Below are 22,022 nucleotides of genomic sequence, written 5' to 3' on the forward strand. Positions count from 1 at the left end.
GGGGCAATCCTCGTGAGGTGACCCCTGCAGGTTAGAAACTGTTACCCATGTGCCTGAACAAAACTGTCACCTATGTGGGTGAGTCGTACCGGGGCAAGACCTTTGCTCACTTTGGGTCGTTTGCCAAAGTGGGTCGCCCGAGGGGGCGAAACCCAATATATCCGCGCACGCCGAGGCGGCGCAGCACTACCCAAGCCAAAGCAACATTCCCAAATTAACGGAGCCAGGGCATACGCCGGCCCTGCCGACGAATCGCGGGCATGGCCCGCTCCTGCAGTCGGTGTAGCGCCGGCTTACCAATGGGCGGCGAGGAACTCCGCCACACGCCGGTAATACCCCTCCACCTCCGGCACCAGGTTGCCCATGCGCAGGAAGTCGTGGGTCATCCCGCAGCAGCGCTCCGCCTCCACTTCCACGCCCTGCTCCACCAGGGCATGGGCGTAGGCCAGGCCTTCGTCCAGCAAGGGATCGAACTGCGCCGCAAACAGCAACGCCGGCGCACTCCCCTGCAAGGCTGAACCCGCATGGACCGGCGAGCAGCGCCAATCACCGCGCTGCGCAACGTCAGGCACGTACTTCTGGTAGAACCAGTCCAGGCTGGCCGTTTCCAGCAGATAGCCCTCGGCGAACAGCTCCTGGGACTCGCTGCGCACACTGGCATCCGCCGCCGGATAGAACAGCAGCTGGGCGCTCGGCTGCCCGGCGCCCTCGCCCGCCAGCTCGGCGCAGAGCACGGTAGCCAGCGTGGCACCGGCACTGTCGCCGCCAACAGCAAGGCGGCATGGATTCAGGCCGAGGCTGACGGCGGATTCCTGCAACCAGCTCCAGGCGTCACGGGCGTCATGGGTCGCGGCCGGGAACGGCGCTTCCGGCGCCAACCGGTAACCCACCGAAATCACCGCGCAATCGCAGTGTTGGGCCAGCCACCGGCACAGCCCGTCATGGGAATCCAGGCTGCCGACCGTGTAGCCGCCGCCGTGGAAATACAGGATCGCCCCATCGCCAGAACCTACCGGCCGGTACAGGCGAACCGGTAGCTGCCGCCCCTCACGCGCCGGGATCATCAGCGCTTCCACCGGCATCGACGGCGCCCCAGCCTTGAGCGACGCCGAGGAAGCCTCGAAATCCTGCCGCGCCTGCTCCAGCGGCAGTTCGTGCAGCGCCGGGCGGCCGCTGCGGCGGCCGTCATCGACCATGTCCAGGAAGGCGGAAATCTCCGGATGCAGCATGTCGACCTCTTTCATCAATGCGTTCATACCGTGGCTTGCTCCTTGCGCGCGCCGCTTTCCACCTTGGCGCAGCAATGGCCGATCACCCCGTCCAGTTCCGTGCGCAGCTGGGCCATCAGCGCCTCGATACGCGACGGGCGGAATACGCGACGGCTGAACATGCAGCGCAGGGTCAGCTCGCCGTCGTAGACCTGGCCGACGATCTCCAGCCAGTTGTTCATCGGCGTGCTGGCGGCGTAGGTGTCGCCGGGCTTCTCCTGCAGCGGCACGAACAGCGCCTTGGCGTCGAAGCTCTGGTCGAACTGGCCGAGGTAGTTGAAGGTGACCCGCGGCTCGGCGCGGGCGGCGAGCTGGCGACGCAGCGCGCTGTCGCCCAGGTAGCGCAGGGCGCCGTAGCCGATGCCCTTGTCCGGGACCGCGCGCAGTTGCTGGCGGATCGCCGGGATGGCCTGGGCGTAGTCGCCCGGTCCCGGTGTCAGGCGCAGCGGGAACAGGCTGGTGAACCAGCCCAGGGTGCGGCTGTGGTCGACTTCGTCGAGGATGTCCTCGCGGCCGTGGCCTTCCAGGCCGATCAGCACCGATTCGCTGTCGCACCAGTTGCACAGGGTGCGGCCGAGGGCGGTCAACAGCAGGTCGTTGATCTGCGTGCGGTAGGCCTCCGGCGCCACCTTCAGCAGGCGCTGAGTCTGCTGACGGTCCAGGCGCAGGAACAGCTGCTCCAGGTGTGCCATGCGCTCGGCGCCGCGCGGGTTGTCGCGCTGCGGCTCGCCGAGGCCGGTGCTGTCGGTCTGCTCCAGCCAGTACGGCAGGTCGGCCTGGGCCAGTTGGCTGTCGGCGTAGTCGCGCAGGCCTTCGGCCCAGGCGCGGTAGGCACTGGTGCGCTCGAAGCGCGGCGCCGCCTCGCCAGAGACCTGCGCTGCGTAACGCTGCTGCAGCTCTTCCAGCAGGATTCGCCAGGACACGCCGTCCACGCCCAGGTGGTGGATTACCAGCAACAGACGCTGGGTACCATCAGCCATATCGGTGAGCACACCGCGCATCAGCCGGCCCTCGCCCAGGTCCAGGCTGCGCTGCGCCTGGTTGGCGATCAGAAGTGCCTCCTCGGCGTTGGCCGCCTGCCGCTGCCAGAGCAGCGCGCCGGTGATCTCGCTGGCCTCGCGATAGCGCTGGCGCCAGAGGCCGTCGGCCCCACGGGCGAACGACAGGCGCAGGCTGCCGTGCTCGGCCAGCAGGCCTTGCAGCGCCGCTTCCAGCGACTCGGCATCGAGACGCTGGCGGCACTCCAGCAGGACTGCCTGGTTGAAGTGGTTCGGCTCCTCCAGCTGCTGCTCGAACATCCATTGCTGGATCGGCACCAGGTCGAAGGATTCGCCGTCATCGGCCACTGCCACGGTCGCTGTCGGCGCCGCCTCGGCCACGCTTTCGGCACGCTCCAGCAGTCCGGCGATGGTCTGGTACTGCAGCAGGTCGCGCAGGCGGATTTCCACGCCTTCGCCCAGCGCCTGACGGGCGCGGGAAACGATCTGCAGGCTGAGGATGGAGTCGCCGCCCAGGTCGAAGAAGTTGTCGCGGATGCCGACGCGGTCTACCTGCAGGACGTCCTGCCAGATGGCCGCCAAGGCACGCTCGCGCTCGTTGCGCGGCGCCTCGTAGGCCTCGCCCTGCCAGGTTGGCTCGGGTAGCGCCTTGCGGTCGATCTTGCCGTTGGGCGACAGCGGGAAGCGCTCCAGCCGGAGTATCTGCGCCGGCACCATGTAGTCCGGCACCTGCTCGCGGAGGAAGTTGCGCAATGCATCGCCTTCCGCTTCACCGACCACGTAGCCGACCAGCTGCTTGCCGCTGATGCCGTCGCGGGCCACCACCAGCGCCTCGCTGACCTGCGGGTGATCCTGCAGGCGCGCTTCGATCTCGCCCAGTTCGATGCGGAAGCCGCGAATCTTCACCTGATGGTCGATGCGTCCGACGTAGTCGATCACGCCGTCGGCGCGGCCGCGTACCAGGTCGCCGCTGCGGTACAGGCGGCCGCCTTGCGCCTCGAACGGATCGGCGACAAAGCGCTCGGCCGTCAGCCCGGCGCGCTCGTGATAACCCCGCGCCAGGCCATCGCCGCCGATGTACAGCTCGCCGGCCACTCCCAGCGGCACCTGGCGCAGGTGCTCATCGAGGATGTACAGCTTGCGCGCGCCGACGCCCTTGCCGATGGGCGCATAGGCAGCATCGCAGGAGGTGGCGCGGTCGGCCTTCCACAGCAGCGGCGTGACCACGGTTTCCGTGGGGCCGTAGCCGTTGATCAGGTGCTCGGCACGCAGCGCGCGCTTGGCCAGTTCGAAGCTGGCGTTGGGCACCGCATCGCCACCGAAGCAATAGATACGCACGGGCGGCGGGTTGCCGTCGCGCAGGGCGTGCTCGGCCAGTTGTTGCAGGTACACCGGCGGGAAGGCCGCGACGCTCACCTGCTTGTCGTGCAGGACGCGGTAGGTCTGCTCGGGCGTCCACAGCTCATCGCCGCGCAGCACCAGGCTGCCGCCATGCACCAACGTGGTCAGCCAGCGCTCGTGGGCGCCGTCGAAGGCAAAGGACATGAAGTGCAGCTCACGGGTCGCCGCGTCCATCCGGTACAGCTCGCCGATGGCCGCACAGTGCATGGCCAGCGGGCCATGGCTGACCGCCACGCCCTTGGGCTTGCCGGTGGAGCCGGAGGTGTAGATCAGGTAGGCGAGGTTTTCCGGCTCCAGCGCCACCACCGGCAGGTCGCTGTCTTCGCCGGTGAGATCGAGACCGTCCAGCTCCAGGCAGGTCACGCCCGCCGGCAGCGGCAGGCGCTCGCGCAGGCGGCTGTCGGTGATCAGCAGCGCGATGCCGGCGTCGGCCATCTGGAATTCCAGGCGCTCGCGCGGATACTCGGCGTCCAGCGGCACATAGGCCCCGCCAGCCTTGAGCACTGCCAGCAGTGCCAGGGGAATACGCACGCTGCGCGGCAAGGCCACGCCGACCCGGACTTCCGGGCCGACACCCAGCGCCATCAGGCGATGGGCCAGGCGATTGGAATCGCGTTCCAGCGCCGCATAGTCGACTTCCTCGTCGCCGCAGAGCAACGCTACTTCGTTGCCGCGCAGCGAAGCCTGGCGGGCGATGGCCAGCTGCACCGGCTCGACCGTCGGCTGCGACTGCTGCGGGCCACGGCAGGCCGCCAGCGCCGCGCGGTCACTGGCGGACAGGCATTGCAGTTCGCCGACGCGCTTGCCGGCGCCGTGCAGCAGGCTCTCCAGCACCTGTTCCAGGTTGCCGCGCAGGCGTGCCACGGCAGGAGCGCTGAAGTGCGCACGCAGATACTGGTACTCGATCTCCAGGCGCTCGCCGACGCGCACGGCGAGGTCCATGGGAATGCTGGTCTCGTCCTTCGACTTCAGCTCGCCGAAGCGCGGACCCCGGGCGCTGCGCAGCACCTCGTCGACCGGGTAGTTCTCGAACACGATGATGCTGTCGAACAGCGCCTGCCCGGCCTGGCCGGCCCAGCGCTGGATGTCGTACAGCGGCGTGTGCTCGAACTCGCGCACATCCAGGTTGTAGGCCTGCAGCTCGCGCAGCCAGTCGCCGAGATCGGCTTGCTCGGCCGGCGCCTGGACGATGGGCAGCGTGTTGATGAACAGGCCGAGCAGGCTGTCGGCGCCCGCCAATTGCGCAGGACGCCCGGCCACGGTGGCGCCGAAGGCCACGCGCTGCTGCCCGGTGTAGCGTTGCAGCAGGAGAATCCACGCGGCCTGCACCAGGGTGTTCAGCGTGACCCGCTGGCTGCGGGCGAAGGCCTTCAGGCGCTCGGTGGCCGTGGCGTCGTAGCGGCTGTATTCCAGGCCGTGACCGCTGCCCTCGGCCGGGCGCGCCAGGCTGTCGGCGAGCACGGTGGGCTGGGCGAAACCCTCCAGCCGCGCGCTCCAGAAATCCTGGGCCTGCTGCTGGTCCTGCACCTGCAGCCAGTGGATGTAGTCGCGGTAGCGGCCCTGCTCGGCGATGCTCTCGCCGTTGTAGCGGCGCAGGGCCTCGGCAAACAACTGGGCGTTGCTCCAGCCGTCGAGCAGGATGTGATGATGGGTGTAGACCAGCTGGTGGCTGGCCTCGGCGCTGCGCACCAGTACCAGGCGCAGCAGCGGCGGGCGCTCCAGGTCGAAGCTGCGGCTGCGCTCGGCGGCGGCCAGTTCGTCCAGCGCCGCGTCCATGTCCTCGCGGCCACGCCAGTCGAGGACTTCCAGCGGCAGCTCGACCTGCTTGTGCACGGCCTGCACCGGCTGATCGAGGCCCTGCCAATGCACGCCGGCCCGCAGGTTGTCGTGGGCATCCAGCGCGGCCTGCCAGGCGCCGCGGAAGCGCTCCACGTCGAGGTCGTGAACTTCCACCCGCAGCTGGTTGACGTAGACACCGCCCTCGCTGCCGTCCACGCCGTGGAACAGCATGCCCTGCTGCATCGGCGACAGCGGATAGAGGTCTTCGATCTGCTCGGGATTCAGGCCGAGTGCGGCCAGCTGTGCGGCGTCCGGCGCCTCCATGGAGGCGACGGCAACCGGTGCATCGGTCGCTACGAAATCACCGGCCACGCGGGCCAGAGCGTGCAGCGTCTGGTGCTGGAACAGGTCCTTCGGGCTCAGTTGCAGGCCGGCGGCACGGGCGCGGCTGACCACCTGGATGGAGACGATGGAGTCGCCGCCCAGCTCGAAGAAGTTGTCGTCCAGCCCCACCCGCTCAAGGCCGAGCACGGCGCACCAGATGGCCGCGAGGGTCTGTTCGCGCTCGCTCTCGGGCGCGCGGTAGGTCTTCTGCAACAGGCTGAAGTCCGGCTCCGGCAGAGCCTTGCGGTCGAGCTTGCCGTTGGGCGTCAGCGGCATGCGCTCGAGCAGGACGATCTGCGCGGGGACCATGTAGTCCGGCAGCTCATCCAGCAAAGCAGCACGCAGGTCTGAATCGATCTGGCCGGTCACGTAGCCCACCAGTTGCTTCACCTGCCCCGCGTCGCGGGCGATCACCACCGCCTCGCGCACGCCAGGCTGGCCGAGCAGGCGCGACTCGATCTCGCCCAGTTCGATACGGAAGCCGCGGATCTTCACCTGGTGGTCGATGCGCCCGAGGTATTCCAGCACGCCGTCTGCACGCCAGCGCGCGAGGTCGCCGGTGCGGTACATGCGCGCGTCGCGCTCCGGGCTGAACGGGTCGGCGACGAAGCGCTCGCTGGTCAGCTCCGGACGCCCGTGATAGCCGCGCGCCAGGCCGTCACCGGCGATGTACAGCTCGCCCGCCACGCCAATCGGCGCGGGTTGCAGCTCGCCATCGAGGATGTACAACTGGGTATTGGCGATGGGCTTGCCGAGCAGCGCGCGGGCGCCCTTGGCGATCTTCCAGGCCGCCGACCAGATGGTGGTTTCGGTGGGGCCGTAGAGGTTCCACAGCGCTTCTGTTTGTGCGGTGAGCTTGTCCGCCAGCTCGGCAGACAACGCTTCGCCGCCGCAGAAGAAACGGCAGCCGGTCAGGCGCGGGAAGTCCTCGTGGCCGCTGAGCAGCGTCCAGGTGCTGGGAGTCGCCTGGATCACCGTCACGCCCTGCTCCAGCGCCACGCCGAGCAGGCGCGACGGGTCGCGGGCGACGTCGCGGTCAACCAGCACCACACGGCCGCCGACCAGCAGCGGCAGGTACAGCTCCAATGCGGAAATGTCGAAGGACAGCGAGGTCAGCGCGAGCACGCGGTCCTGCGCGCCAAGGCCCGGCTCGCGGGCCATGCTGAGCATGAAGTTGACCACCCCGCCATGGCGCACCGCGACGCCCTTGGGCTTGCCGGTGGAGCCGGAGGTGTAGATGACGTAGGCGAGATCATCCGGCTTGGCGAGGTTCGTCAGGTCACTGTCGGCGTAGCCATCCAGCTGGGCCCAGTCGCGGTCCAGGCAGAAGGCATGGGCGCCCGTCTGCGGCAACTCGCCGAGCAGGTGCTGCTGGGTCAGCAGCAGGCGCACGCCGCCGTCTTCGAGCATGTGCGCCAGGCGTTCGGCGGGAAATTCCGGGTCCAGCGGCACGTAGGCGCCACCCGCCTTGAGCACCGCCAGCAACGCTACCGGCAGCTCCACCGAGCGTTCCAGGGCGACGCCGACACGGCTGTCCGGGCCGACGTCCTGCGCGCGCAGCCAGTGCGCGAGGCGGTTGGCGCGGCTATTCAGTTCGGCGTAGCTGAAGCTGCGCTGGCCGTCGGTAAGCGCCACCTCAGCGGGCGAGCGCTGCACCTGCTGTTCGATCAGCTGGTGCAGGCAGGCTTCGCGCGGGTAGTCCATCGCGGTGGCGTTCCAGCCGTAGAGCAGTTGCTCGCGCTCGCTGCCATCGAGCAGCGGCAGGCGCGCCACCGGGCATTGCGGGTCGCGCACCACGGCCTGCAGCAGGTTGAGGAAGTGCCCGCCCAGGCGTTGGATGGTCGCCGCGTCGAACTGGTCGGTGGCGTACATGAACTGCCCGCGCACCTGGCCGTCGCGACTCTCCTCGGTGTTCAGGGTCAGGTCGAACTTGGCGATGCCGCTGTCCAGCTCCAGGCTTTCCAGCTGCAGGCCGCCGGGCAGCTCGCGAAGGGCGTCGCGGCGGCTCGGCTGATGGTTGCAGGCCACCTGGAACAGCGGGTTGTAGCTCAGGCTTCGCTCGGGTTGCAGTGCGTCCACCAGTTGTTCGAACGGCAGGTCCGGGTTGGCCTGGGCGCCCAGCACCGCCTCGCGGGTGCGGACGAGGAAAGCGTTGAAGGATTCGTCGCCATCGATGCGCGCCGACAGCACCTGGGTATTCACGAAGAAGCCGATCAGCCTTTCGCTCTCGGCGCAGCCACGGCCGGCGATGGGTACCCCCACACGCAGTTCGCGCTGGCCGCTGTAGCGCGACAGCAGCAACTGGTAGGCCGCAAGAATCAGCATGAACAGCGTGGCGCCCTGCCCCCGCGCCAGTTCGCGCAGGACGTCGCTGAGCGCGCGGGGCAGCTCGAAGTCCAGCGTCGCGCCGCGATAGCTCTGTACCAGCGGGCGCGGCCGGTCGCCCGGCAGGGTCAGCAGCAGGGACTCCTCGCCCAGCTGCTCCTTCCAGTAGGCCAGCTGTCGCTCGCCCTCACCGGCCGCCAGCCACAGGCGCTGCCAGCGGGCGATGTCGCTGTACTGGATCGGCAAGGCTTCCAGCGCGGCCTGGGTGCCTTGCACCTCGGCGCTGTACAAAGCGGCGAACTCATCGATCAGCACGCCGATGGACCAACCGTCGGCAATGATGTGGTGCAGGTTCACCAGCAGCAGCGCTTCGCCCGGCAGGCGCGCCAGGTGCAGGCGCAGCAGCGGGCCTTCGGCGAGATCGAAGGAGCGCTGGGCGCACTCGTTGAGCCATTGCCGCGCCTCGGCTTCGCCGCCGAAATCCTTCGCCTCCAGATGCGCCGGGGCCGGCGGCAGGATGCACTGCAGCACCTCGCCATCCGGCTCCTGTAGGGCGCATAACGCGCCAGCGTTATCCGCCACCGCACTCTGCCCAGCCTGCGGCGGATGACGCTGCGCGTCATTCGCCCTACCAGAGCGGTCCTCTGCAGTGCGGAACACCGTCCGCAGGCTTTCATGGCGCGCGATCAGCGCGGCGAAGGCCCGCTCCAGCGCGCCCTCGTCCAGCGCGCCGCGCAGGCGCACGGCGGCGGGAATGTTGTAGGCGGCGCTGTGCGGCTCCATCTGCCAGAGGAACCACAGGCGCGCCTGGGCCGCCGAGAGCGGCGCGTGCTCGCGCCCCTCGCGGAGGATCGGCAGGCGCGACAGGCTCACGCCTTTTTCGCGCAGCTGACGCAGGAAGATGATCTGCTTGTCCTCGGGCAGCGCGCCAAGGCGCTCCGCGACCTGTTTCAGCTGGGCGTCCATCGGGTGTGTCATTACAGATTCTCCAGCTCGCCGAGCAGTTCATCCATCAGGTCCAGTTCCTCTTCCGCGCTGGCGGAGCCTGCGCGCTGGGCTTCGATCCAGGCGGCCAGCGCTTCGATGTTGCTCAGCTCGAACAGGCGGTGCAGCGGCAGTTCCAGGCCCAGGCGCTGACGCAGGGTCAGGCCGACCTGGGTGAGCAGCAACGAATGGCCGCCCAGTTCGAAGAAGTCGTCGTGCAGGCCGACGCGGTCCACCTGCAGCACGTGCTGCCATATGCCGGCCAGCTCGACTTCCAGGTCGCTGCGCGGCGCCACGTACTCGCGCAGGCTGTCGCCCAGCTGCGGGTCCGGCAGGGCCTTGCGGTCCAGCTTGCCGTTGGGCGACAGCGGCATGGCGTCAAGGGCGATGATCCGCGACGGCACCATGTAGTCCGGCAGCTCGCCTTGCAGCGCCTGGCGCAGGGTTTCCGGTTCGACGCTGGCGACCACGTAGGCCAGCAGCACGCCGTCCCTGGCCACCACCACGGCTTCGCTGACCTGCGGGTGGGCCTGCAGGCGCGCCTCGATTTCGCCCAGTTCGATACGCAGGCCGCGAATCTTCACCTGGTGGTCGAGGCGGCCGAGGTATTCGATGGCGCCGTCTTCGCGCTGGCGCGCCAGGTCGCCGGTGCGGTAGAGGCGCTCACCACTGCCGAAGGGGTCAGCCACGAAGCGCTCGGCAGTCAGGCCGGGACGAGCGTGGTAACCGCGCGCCAGGCCGACTCCGCCGATGTACAACTCACCGGCCACGCCTTGCGGCACCGGCTCCAGGCGCTCGTCCAGCAGCATCAGGCGCAGGTTGTCGATGGGCCGGCCGATGGGCACGACCTGCCGCGCGTTGTCCTCGTCGCAGGCCCAGAAGCTGACGTCGATCGCCGCCTCGGTCGGGCCGTAGAGGTTGTGCAGCCTGGCACTGCTGCGCTGGCGGAACTGCTGTTGCAGCTCATAGGGCAGCGCCTCGCCGGAGCACATCACCTGCAGCAACGACGGGCAGCGCTCCAGCTCACCGGAGGCGACGAAGGCCTGCAGCATCGACGGCACGAAGTGCAGCGTGGTGACCTGCCCCGCCTCGATCACCTGGCGCAGTGCTGCCGGATCGCGGTGCGCGCCGGGCGCGGCAACCACCAGGGCGGCGCCGGTCAGCAGCGGCCAGAAGAATTCCCACACCGACACGTCGAAGCTGAACGGGGTCTTCTGCAGCACGCGGTCGGAGGCATCCAGCGCGTAGGCCTTCTGCATCCAGTTCAGGCGATTGACCAGTGCACGATGGCTGTTGCCGGCGCCCTTGGGCTTGCCGGTGGAGCCGGAGGTGTAGATCAGGTACGCCAGGTTCTGCGGGCTGCCGGCGATGGCCGGGTTCTGCTCGGAAGCCGTGACGATCTCGCTCCACTGGCTGTCCAGGCAGATCAGCTCAGCGTTGCTCGCGGGCAGGCGCTCCAGCAGATGCTGCTGGGTCAGCAGCAGGCTCACGCCGCTATCGCTCAGCATGTGCTGCAGGCGCTCCTGCGGGTAGTCCGGGTCCATGGGCACGTAGGCACCGCCGGCCTTGACGATGCCCAGCAGGGCCACCACCAGCTCCACCGAGCGCTCGGCGCAGACGCCGACCAGCACGTCCGGGCCGACGCCCTGGCCACGCAGCCAATGTGCGAGCTGGTTGGCGCGAGCGTTGAGCTGGGCGTAGCTCAGGCGCTCGTCGCCGAACTGGAGAGCCAGCGCGTCCGGGGTCGCGGCGACCTGGCGCTCGATCAGCTCCTGCAGTTGCACGTCGGCGGGGAACTTCGCCTCGGAGTCGTTGAAGCGTTGCAGCAGTTCGTTGCGCTCGGCATGGGCCAATTGGCTGACCCGGCCCAGCGGGCGCTCGGCATCCTCTACCAGGGCCAGCAGCAGGTGCTCGAAGTGCCCGCGCAGCTGTTCGATCTGGCTCGCGCTGAGGCGGTCGGCGCGGTAGGTGTAGCGCACGTCCAGCTGTTCGCCAGCGCTGGCCACCAGGGCCAGGGCGTAGTTGGTGCCGTCCACCGGGTGGTGGCCGAGGATGCGCAGCTCGTCCTCGCCGGACGACGCCAGCGCCGCCTCCATGGGGAAGTTCTCGAACACGATGATGCTGTCGAACAGCGCCTGGCCGCCGCGACCGGCCCAGCGCTGGATGTCGTACAGCGGCGTGTGCTCGAACTCGCGTACGTCGAGGTTGAAGGCCTGCAGCTCGCGCAGCCAGTCGCCGACGCGCTGGGCGTCATCCGGTGCCTGCACAATCGGCAGGGTGTTGATGAACAGGCCGAGGCTCTCCTCCGCCCCCGGCAGCGTGGCCGGGCGCCCCGCCACGGTGGCGCCGAAGGTCACGCTGCGCTGGCCGCAGTAGCGTTGCAGCAGCAGCGCCCAGGCACCCTGGACCAGGGTGTTGAGGGTGATGCGCTGGGCCTGGGCAAAGCGTTGCAGCGGTGCGCTGTCGAGGCGGCTGTGCAGCTCGCGCAGCGGTTCCTCGTGGAAGCCGGCGTTGCAAGCGGTGGCCAACAGGGTCGGCTCGTCGAAGCCCTTCAGGCGCTCGCGCCAGAAGCTCTCGCCGGCCGCGCCGTCCTGGGCGTGCAGCCAGCCGATGTAGTCGCCGTACTGCGCTGCCGGCGCCGGCAACGCCTCGCCACGGTAGAGGGCGAGCACTTCGCCGATCAGCCGCGCGCTGCTCCAGCCGTCCAGCAGCAGGTGGTGGCAGGTCCAGATCAGGTGGTAGCGACGCTCGCCCACGCGCACCAGGGCCAGGCGTTGCAGCGGTGGCTTAGCCAGGTCGAAGCAGAGGTTGCGTTGCGCGTCAGCGACGTTTTCAAGCTGTTGCTCACTCACCTGCTGGCCGCGCCAGTCGAAGGACTGCACCGGCAACTGCACGTCGCGCAGGACGAACTGCAGCGGCGCGGCGTCGGCGCTGGCGAGGAAGCCGGTGCGCAGGTTGGCGTGGCGGGCAATGACTGCACGCCACGCATCGAGGAAGCGCACTTCGTCGAGGCCATCCAGGTCGACGCGCAGCTGGTTGACGTAGAGCGAGGAGCCCGGCACGTCGAGGGCGTGGAACAGCATGCCCTGCTGCATCGGCGACAGCGGATAGAGGTCTTCCACCCCGGCCGGCAGCGGCAGTGCGTCGAGTTGTTGCTGGTCGAGACCGAGCAGCGGCAGGTCATTTGCGCCGAGCTTGTAGGGATGGCTCAGGCAGTATGCGACCAGCGCTTGCAACTCGGCGCGCAACAGCGCCTGCAGCTCATCGATGTCCGCGGCGTCGAACAGGGCGCTGCTGTAGGTGACTTCCAGGCTCAGCTCGCCGCCCAGTACGCGGCCGGCATAGACCAGTGCGTTACCCAGTGCAGCGTTCAGCGGCTGACTGCGGCCCACGCCTTCGAAGGCCGGCAGGAAGTCGGCGTCGGCGAAGGCCTGGTCGAGCTGACCGAGGTAGTTGAAGGTCACCTGCGGCGCCGGCAGGTCACGCAGGCTGGCGGCGTGCTGGCTGAGATAGCGCAGCTGGCCATAGCCGATGCCGGCGCGCGGCAGGTTGCGCAGGTGTTCGCGGGTGGCGCGCAGGTCCGCACCCGGCTCGCCGCCGGCTTGCAGGCGCACGGGGTAAAGCGCGGTGAACCAGCCCACGGAGCGGCTCAGGTCCAGCGCTGCTTCGCCGTCGAAGGCGTCGCGACCGTGGCCTTCCATCTCCACCAGTGCGGAGGTTTCGCCGGTCCAGGCGCACAGGGCACGGGCCAGCGCGGTCAGCAGCAGGTCGTTGATCTGCACGCGCTGCGCTTTCAATGCCGGGCCGAGCAGTTGCCGGGTGGTCTCGGCGTCGAGGCTGAAGCGCGCGTTGGCAGCGTCCTTCCAGGTGGCCGGGGCTTCGCTGCGAGCGCGGTTCAGGCGCGGTGCATCGCGCAGTTCGGCTTGCCAGTAGTCCAGCTCAGCGGCGGCGCCATTGGCAGCCGCCTGCTGGCGGGCGCTCCAGGCCTGATAGCTGTCGCTGCGCGGCAGTGCAGCGGGTGTGCGGCTGGCGCGCAGTTCGCGGCAGGCGTACTGCAGGTCTTCCAGCAGGATGCGCCACGACACCCCGTCCACCGCCAGGTGATGGATCACCAGCAGCAGGCGCTCGCTGCCATCTTCCAGGCCGACCTGCATGGCGCGCAGCAGCGGGCCGTTGGCGATATCCAGGCTGGCCTGGGCGTCGTCGCACAGGCGTTCCAGGGTTTGCGCGTCGGCGGCGCGGCGGCGCCAGAGCAGCGTCATATCCAGCGGGCCCTGCTCGGCGTAATGCTGGCGGCTGCCGTCGAAGCGCAGACGCAGCGCGTCGTGCTGGCCGACCAGCCAGTGCAGCGCGCGGGCGAGAACATCGCCGTCCAGCGCTTCACGCGGTTGCAGCAGCAATGCCTGGTTCCAGTGGTGACGCTGGGCGCTCGGCACGCGCTCGAAGAAGCGCGCCTGTACCGGCGACAGGGCCACCTCACCGCTGACCGCAGTCACCGGCGCGGGTGTTGCCTGGGCAGCCGGAGCGCGGCTTTCCAGCCACTGCGCCAGTTGGCGGACGCTCTGCCGCTCGAACAGCTGTTTGGGGCTGAGCTTGTAACCGAGTTTGCGGATGCGCGCGATGATCTGCAGGCTGAGGATGGAGTCGCCGCCCAGCTCGAAGAAGTTGTCTTCGGCGCCAACGCACTCGACTTTCAGCACCGCCTGCCAGATATCGGCGATACGCTGCTCCAGCTCGCTCAGCGGCGCGCTGTCCACGGCCTTGGCGACCGCCTCGGCGCGCGGCAGCGCCTTGCGGTCGACCTTGCCGTTGGCGTTCAGCGGCAGGCGCTCCAGCAGCATCAGCTGGGCCGGCAGCAGGTATTCCGGGACAGCGGCGGCCAGGGCTTCGCGCAGGCTTTCCACGCTCTGTCCCTCGGCCACGGCCCAGGCCAGCAGCTTCATCGGGCCGTCGTTGTCACGCTCGGCCAATGCCACGGCATCGCGCACGCCGGGCAGACTCTTGAGCGCTTGCGCCAGTTCACCCGGCTCGACGCGGTAGCCACGGATTTTCACCTGGTCATCCACGCGTCCGAGGAATTCCACGAGGCCGCGACGGCTCAGGCGCACACGGTCGCCACTGCGGTACAGGCGCTCGCCTTCGATCTCTACGAAGCGCTCGGCGGTCATCTCCGGCAGGCCGAGGTAACCCAGCGCCAGGCCGGCGCCGCCGAGATACAGCTCACCGGGCACGCCGGGCAACAGGTCTCGGCCGTTCTCGTCGAGCACGCGGATGGCGGTGTTGGCCAGCGGCGTACCGATGGGCAGGCTGCCTTGCGGCAGGTCATCCAGCAGCGACCATTCATAGGTCAGCACACCGACGGTGGATTCGCTGGGGCCGTAGTGGTTGACGATGCGCAGCTTGGGCGACAGCTCGCGGATCGGCTGCAGCAGCGCGCGGTCGCAGGCTTCACCACCCACCACCAGCAGACGACGTGGCAGCACGGCGGCGGCGTTGGGCGCGGCGGCCAGCAGGCCGGCGAGATGACTGGGGACGATCTTCAGCACGTCCACGTCCTGCATGAACGCAGCGAAGCGCTCGGCATCGGCCACGGCCTGGGCGTCCGCCAGGTGCAGGCGACCACCGCCGCACAGTGCGCCGAACAGCGTGGTGTGGCCGAGGTCGGCAGCCACCGAGGAGACCATCGCCAGGCCCAGGCCCCGGGCGCGGCCCTGGTCCAGCTGCAGGCGTTCGAGCACGGCCTGCACATAGTTGGCCAACGCCCCGTGGCTGACGCGCACGCCCTTGGGCTGGCCGGTGGAGCCGGAGGTGAAGATCACATAGGCGGCCTGCTGCGGGTCGATGCTCCGCGCAGGTGCGGCAGCGCTGCCCTGCTCCGGGCCACCGGCCTGGATCAGCGTGGCGGCACCGAAGGTTTCCAGCAGCGCCGCCTCGCTCACCAGCACGCGGCCGATGCCGTTGTCGGCGAGCAACTGGCGCAGCCGCTCGGCGGGTTGCGCCGGGTCCAGCGGCACGTAGGTGGCGCCGGCCTTGAGCACGCCCAGCAGCAGGAGCACCCACTGCGCACTGCGCTCCTGGCAGAGGGCGACGCACTCGCCCTGCTCCACGCCGCTGGCGATCAGCGCGTTGGCCAGGCGGTTGCTGCGCTGGTCCAACTCGGCATAGCTGTAGCGGATGCTGTCGTCCTGCACGGCGATGGCGTCTGGCTGCTCGGCCACCTGCGCGGCGAACAGGCCAAGCACATCCTGCTGCGGCCACTGGCGGGCTTCGCCACGACGGCGCGAGGCGACCGGGCGCGGCAATTCGCCGAGGGCGCGCTGCGGCTCGGCACACAGCTGGCGCAGCAGCGCTTCGAACTGGCCGGCGATGGCGGCGACGCTGTCCTCGTCGAACAGGTCGCGGGCATAGACGAAGCTGCCGCGCAGCTCATCGCCCGGCTGGCCGCTGGCGTCCAGCGCCTCGGCCATGTCCAGGGCGAGGTCGAAGCGCGCGCCGTACTGTTCTTCGCTGAACAATTCCAGCTTCAGCGCACCGGCATCGGGCAGGCGGCTGACATCGAAGCCGAAGTTGAACTTCACCTGCACCAGCGGGTTGTAGGCCAGGCTGCGCTCGGGCTGCAGGGCTTCCACCAGCTGTTCGAACGGCAGGTCCTGGTGCGCCTGGGCGCCCAGGGCCAGCGGCTTGAGGCGTGCCAGCAGCGCGGCGAAGGATTCGTCGTCGGCCAGCGCGCAGGGCATGACCTGGGTGTTGACGAAGAAGCCGATCAGCCCCTCGGTTTCCAGCTGCTGGCGGTTGGCGATGGGCACCGCGACGCGCAGGTCGCGCTGGCCGCTGTAGCGTTGCATCAGCACGGCGTAGGCGCCGAGCAGCAGCATGAACAGGGTGACGTCCTGTTCACGGGCCAGTTGCTTGAGTCGACTGCCGAGGCCGGCGTCCAGGCTGAAGCCGAGGCTGCCGCCACGGTAGCTCTGGACCGCCGGGCGCGGGCGGTCGGCGGCCAGTTCCAGCACGGGCGTCTCGACGCTCAGTTGCTCGGTCCACCAGGCCAGCTGACGCTGGCCCTCCTCGCCTGCCAGCAGCTCGCGCTGCCACTGGGCGTAGTCGGCGTACTGCACCGGCAATGCCGGCAGTTGCAGGTCCTCGCCCGCGGCGAAGGCGCCGTAGAGGCGGCTGAACTCGTCCACCAGCACGCGGATCGACCAGCCATCGGAGACGATGTGGTGCAGCGTCAGCAGCAGCACATGGTCGGCGTCGGCCAGCTTGAGCAGGGTCAGGCGCAGCAGCGGGCCGTTGCGCAGGTCGAACGGACGCTGTGCTTCCTCCTCGGCCAGATGGCGCGCGGCGCTTTCGGCCTCTTTTTCAGCGGACAGGTCGACCCGCGCGAGGTCCAGGGGCTGCGCCGGCTGGATGCGCTGGAAGGCCTGGCCGTCCACTTCATCGAAGGTGGTACGCAGGGTTTCGTGGCGCGCCACCAGGGCGTCGAAGGCACGGCGCAGCGCGGACTCGTCCAGCTGGCCGCGCAGGCGCAGCGCGCCCGGCACGTTGTAGGCGGCGCTGGCCGGTTCCATCTGCCAGAAGAACCACAGACGGCTCTGGGCGGCGGACAGCGGCAGGTCGCCGTCGCGGGCCACGGCGCGCAACGCCGGGCGCGCGCTGGGCGCAAGAACCGTCAGCCGTGCAGCGAATTCGTCCAGGCGGCTGGCTTCGAACAGGTCACGCAGCGGCACTTCGCAGCCCAGGTCGCGGCGCAGGCGGGAGACGACTTGCGTGGCCAGCAGCGAGTGGCCGCCCAGTTCGAAGAAGTCATCCTCGCGGCCCACGGCGGGTACGCCAAGCACTTCGGACCAGACGGCGGCGACGCGGCTCTCCAGGCCATCACGCGGCGCCTCGCTGGTACCGACAGGTTCCTGCGGTTCGGGCAGCGCCTTGCGGTCGATCTTGCCGTTGGCGTTGAGCGGCATCTGCTCCAGCACCAGGAGGCGCGAAGGCACCATGTACTCCGGCAGCTCCGAACGCAGCGCGGCCTTGAGGGCATCTTCCGACAGCGCTTCGCCGACGACATAGCCCAGCAGGCGCTTGCCGCGCTCGCTATCGCGGGCGATCACGGCTGCCTCGCGCACGCCGGGCAACGCGCGCAGGCGCGCTTCGATCTCGCCCGGCTCGATACGGAAGCCACGAATCTTGACTTGCTGGTCGACGCGGCCGAGGTAGTCCAGCGCGCCGTCTTCACGCCAGCGCACGCGGTCACCGCTGCGGTACAGGCGTAGGCCATCGGCATAAGGGTCGGCGACGAAGCGTTCGGCAGTCATGCCGGCGCGCTGGTGGTAACCACGGGCCAGGCCGTGGCCGCCGATGTACAGTTCCCCCGCCACGCCGCGCGGCAGCGGCTGCAGGCGGTCGTCGAGGATGTACAGGCTGCGCTCGCCAACCACTTCGCCGATGGGGGCGTAGGCCGCGCCGCAGGTGGTGCGGGCATCAGCCTTCCAGAGCATCGGGGTGACCACGGTTTCGGTCGGGCCGTAGCCGTTGATCAGGTGCTGCGGTTTCAGCGCCTGGTGGGCCAGGTGATAGGCCGCTTCCGGCACCGCATCGCCGCCGAAGCAGTAGATGCGCATGCTCGGCGCGTGACCGGTGATCAAGGCCTGTTCCGCCAGTTGCTGCAGGTAGGCCGGCGGGAAGGCGGCGACCGTCACGGCGTGGCGTCGCAGCTGTTCCAGGGTCTGCTCGGCAGTCCACAGCCCGTCATTGCGGATCAGCAGGCTGCCGCCGTGGGACAGCGCGGTGAGCCAGCGCTCGTGGGCGCCGTCGAAGGCGAAGGACATGAAGATCAGCTCGCGGTCGGCTTCGCTCATGGCGTAGCGCTGGCCGATGGCGCGGCAGTGTGCGGCGATCTCGCCGTGGGCCACGGCAACGCCCTTGGGCTGGCCGGTGGAGCCGGAGGTGTAGATCAGGTAGGCGAGATTCTGCGCCTGGATGCGCACCAGCGGGCGCACGGCCAGGGCGTTGCCGAGGTCGGCCTCTTCCAGCACCAGGCGCTCGACGCCTTCGGGCAGCGGCAGGCGCTCGGCCAGCTCGGCGTTGGTCAGCAGCAGGTCGACGCCGGCATCCTGCATCAGCCAGGCCAGGCGCTCCTTGGGGTAGTCGACGTCCAGCGGCAGGTACGCGCCGCCGGCTTTCATGACGGCCAGCAGGGCCAGCGGGATGTCCACGCCGCGCGGAAAGGCCACGGCAACCCGGCGCTCGGCGCCAATGCCGCGCTGGATCAGGCGTTGCGCCAGGCGGTTGGAACGATCCTCCAGGTCGGCGAAGTTCACCTCGCGCTGCTCGTCGATCAACGCGACCTTGGCCGGATGGCGGCGGGCCTGGGCGGCGATGGTTTCGCTCAGCGCCTCGAAGGCCGGCACATCACCGGCCACGGCAATGCTCCAGTCGCCGGCGGGCAGCCAGTCGCGGGCGTCCAGCACGGCGTCGGCATTGAGCTGCGGCAAGGCGCGCAGCAGGTCGAGGAAGTGCCCGACCAGGCGCTGCATGCCGGCAGCGGCGTAACGCTCGCGGGCATAGCAGAAGCTGAGGCGCAGGGACTGTTCGCCTTCGCGCACGCGCAGCACCAGGTCGAAGGGAGTTTCCAGGTCGAGCTGCTCCAGCGCTTCCACGCTGACGCCGGGCAGGCCGTTGCCGGCGCGCGGCTGCCACTGGTGATCGAAGGCGACCTGGCACAGCGGGTGGCGGCCGTGGCCGCGTTCGGGTTGCAGCGCCTCTACCAACTGTTCGAACGGCAGGCCCTGGTGCGCCTGGGCCTGCAGCAGGTCATCGCGCAGCTGGCGGAGCACGCCGCGCAGGCTGGCGCCTTCGGGCAGCTCGCTGCGCAGCACCAGCAGGTTGACGAAGAAGCCGACCAGTCGCTCGCTATCGAGCTGCTCGCGGCCGGCCTGGGTCAGGCCGATACGCAGGTCGTGCTGGCCGCTGTAGCGCTGCAACAGCAGGTTGTAGGCACTGAGCAGGAGCATCGGCAAGGTCACGCCGTGGGCCTGGGCGAGACTGCGCAGCTTGCCGGTCAGTTCAGCGTCCACTTCGCGTTCGATGAGCTCGGCGCTCTGGCCTTTTTCGCCGGTCGTGAATGGCAGCTCCAGCGGCGAATGCTGGTTGCCCAGGCGCTCGCTCCACCAGTCCAGCAGGCGGGCGCCCTCGCCCGCTTCCAGCCTGTTCTGCTGGGCGGCGGCAAGGTCGAGGTACTGGCGCGGTAGTGCCGGCAGCACAGGCTCGCGTTGTTCGACGATGGCGCGGTAGCACTCGGCGAACTCGTCCAGCAGCAGGTTCAGCGACCAGCCGTCGGCGATGATGTGGTGCACGCAGAGCAGCAGCGCCTGGCGGCCGCCGCCGAGGTTTTGCAGACGCAGGCGCAGCAGCGGGCCGCTGGCGAGGTCGAAGGGCTGCGCGGCGAAGGCCTCGGCGTCCTCGCGGGCGGCGATGTCGCGGCGGGCGTTGCCCAGGGAGCTGAAGTCGCTTTCGCTGAGTTCCACTTGAGTGACGTCGGACAGGCGCAGCGATACCTCGCCATCGGCCTGTTCGAGGAAGCGGCTGCGCAGGGTTTCATGGCGGCCCAGCAGCACGGCGAACGCCTGCTCCACCGCCGGGCGGCGCAGTTCGCCGCGCAGGTTCATGCGCCCGGCGATGTGGTAGACGGCGCTTTCCGGCTCCAGCTTCCAGAGGAACCACAGGCGGCGCTGGGCCGGCGACAGCGGCAGCAGGCCGTCACGCGGGACCTGCGGCACGCTTTCGACTGCAGCAGTCGGCAAGGCTGCCAGGGCGGCGGCGAAGGCGCCCAGCTCCGGCGCCTCGAACAGCAGGCGCAATTCCACGGCGCGGCCAAGACGTTCGCGCAGGCGCGCCATCAGCTGGGTGGCCTTGATCGAGTTGCCGCCGAGGGCGAAGAAGTTGTCGTCGCGGCGGATCGCCGGCAGCTCCAGCACTTCGCTCCACAGTGCGGCGATGGCTTGCTCCTCGGCCGAGAGTGGCGCAACCGGCTTGGCGCTGGCGCCGTCGCTGATCGGCTCGCCAGCGCGCTGGATGGCGTAGGCCTGCAGGCTGCCGTCGAGCAGCTGGGTTCGGCAGGCCGAGCGTTGCAGCTTGCCGCTGGAGGTCTTGGGCAGTGCGCCCGGCTCCAGCAGTGCCACCACCAGCGGCGATTCCTGGAAGGTTTCCGCCACGGCGGCGGAGATAGCCCTGGCCAGTGCCTCGGCGGAGATCAGCTTGCGCACGCTGCGCCCGACTTCGGCGGCAATGCCGATGCCTTCGCGGCCCTGGTGCTCGATGGCAAAGGCGGAGACGCGGCCCTTGCGCACCAGATCCACCTCTTCCTCGACGCAGCGTTCCAGGTCCTGCGGGTAGAGGTTCTGGCCGCGGACGATGAGCATGTCCTTGAGGCGGCCGGTGACGAAGAGTTCGTCGTTGTGCAGGAAGCCCAGGTCGCCGGTGCGCAGCCAGGTCCGGCCGTCCTTCTCGACGAAGGTGCGCGCGCTGGCTTCCGGGTTGCGCCAGTAGCCGAGGGCGACGCTGGGGCCGCTGCTCCAGATCTCGCCGACGCGGTCCGGGCCGAGGCTTTCGCCGCTCACCGGATCGACCAGCTGGATTTCATGGTCGGGCTGGGCGCGGCCGCAATTGATCAGCGAGGAGCCACGGCCCGGACGGGCAATGTTCTCGCCCAGGGCGTCGAGGTCCACTTCCAGCTGGCCGATGCCGTCACCGCGCACGCCGCCGGTGACGAATAGGGTCGCTTCGGCGAGGCCGTAGCAGGCGTAGAAGGACGAGGCGTCGAACTGCGCCGGGGCGAACCAGGCGGCAAAGCGCTCCAGGGTATCCGGGCGGATCGGCTCGGAGCCGGAGAAGGCCACGCGCCATTTGCTCAGGTCGAGGCCTTCCATGGCAGCCTCGTTGACCCGCTCGCAGCACAGGCGGTAGGCGAAGTCCGGCCCGCCGCTGACGGTGCCGCCGAAGCGGGCGATGGCTTCCAGCCAGCGGCGCGGGCGCTCGAGGAAGTAGCGCGGCGACATCAGCACGCATTCGATGCCGCTGTAGATCGGTTGCAGCAGGCCGCCGATCAGGCCCATGTCGTGGAACAGCGGCAGCCAGCTGACGATCACGTCGTCGTCACCGATGCCGAAGCCGTGGCGGATCAGGCGCTCGTTGGCCACCAGGTTGCCGTGGCTGACCTGCACGCCCTTGGGCGTCGAGGTGGAGCCGGAGGTGTACTGCAGGAAGGCGATGTCGTCGTCGGCCAGCTCGGGCATCTGCCACTCGACGGCCAGCGCCGGGTCAGTCTGGTCCACCGCCAGCAGCAGCGGGCTGTCACCGTCCTCGCGCTCACAGGCCGGGCGCAGGGCTTCGATCAGCGTGGAGTCGGTGAGCACCAGGCTCGGTTCGGCATCGTCGAGGATGGAGCGCAGGCGCGCCAGGTGCTGCGGGCGCACCGACTCCGGCGGATAGGCCGGCACGGCGATGATCCCCGAGTAGAGGCAGGCGAAGAACGCGGTGACGTACTCCGGGCCGCTGGGCAGCAGCAACACGGCGCGGTCGCCGTGCTGGCCGTGGCGCAGCATCCAGGCGGCCATGGCGCGGGCGCGCTCGTCCAGTTCGCGGAAGCTGATGGGCTGTTCGACATTCTCGGCGATGAATCGCAGGGCAGTCTTGCGCGGCATTTCGCAGGCGCGTTGCAGCAGGGCCTCGACCAGGTTTCCTGCGGCTTCGTAACGGTCGTTCATGACATCACCTGTTCTGTCGGCGGGCGCGTGGGGCCCGCCGGAGGGAAATTCGTGGGGAGTACCGGGGCATGGCCGTCGCAGGCGCTTCCCGGGTACTCCGAGCTGTTCCCTCTCTCTTCAGGGAG

Annotated in this window: 3 protein-coding genes; all 3 read right to left on the reverse strand. The window is 69.4% G+C overall.

Going from position 1 to position 22,022, the window contains the following annotated elements; genetic code table 11:
- Positions 1-293: 293 nt before the first annotated feature.
- Genes J2T47_RS19550 through J2T47_RS19560 form a run of 3 tightly spaced genes read right to left on the reverse strand, consistent with a single transcriptional unit; the run spans position 294 to position 21,897 of the window.
- Complete coding sequence (locus J2T47_RS19550) at positions 294-1,256, reverse strand: alpha/beta hydrolase (RefSeq protein WP_253450413.1); 963 nt, start codon at positions 1,254-1,256, stop codon at positions 294-296.
- Positions 1,253-9,133, reverse strand: coding sequence for a non-ribosomal peptide synthetase (locus J2T47_RS19555; protein ID WP_253450416.1), 7,881 nt, complete (start codon positions 9,131-9,133; stop codon positions 1,253-1,255). Before J2T47_RS19555 ends, J2T47_RS19550 begins: the two co-directional genes overlap by 4 nt.
- Entirely contained in the window at positions 9,133-21,897 is a 12,765-nt protein-coding gene (locus J2T47_RS19560) for a non-ribosomal peptide synthase/polyketide synthase (RefSeq protein WP_253450419.1), read from the reverse strand. The genes J2T47_RS19555 and J2T47_RS19560 overlap by 1 nt, the downstream gene beginning before the upstream one ends.
- Positions 21,898-22,022 lie beyond the last annotated feature (125 nt).

The sequence above is a fragment of the Pseudomonas nitroreducens genome, from assembly GCF_024170165.1.
In the GTDB taxonomy this organism is placed as follows: Bacteria; Pseudomonadota; Gammaproteobacteria; order Pseudomonadales; family Pseudomonadaceae; genus Pseudomonas; species Pseudomonas nitroreducens_C.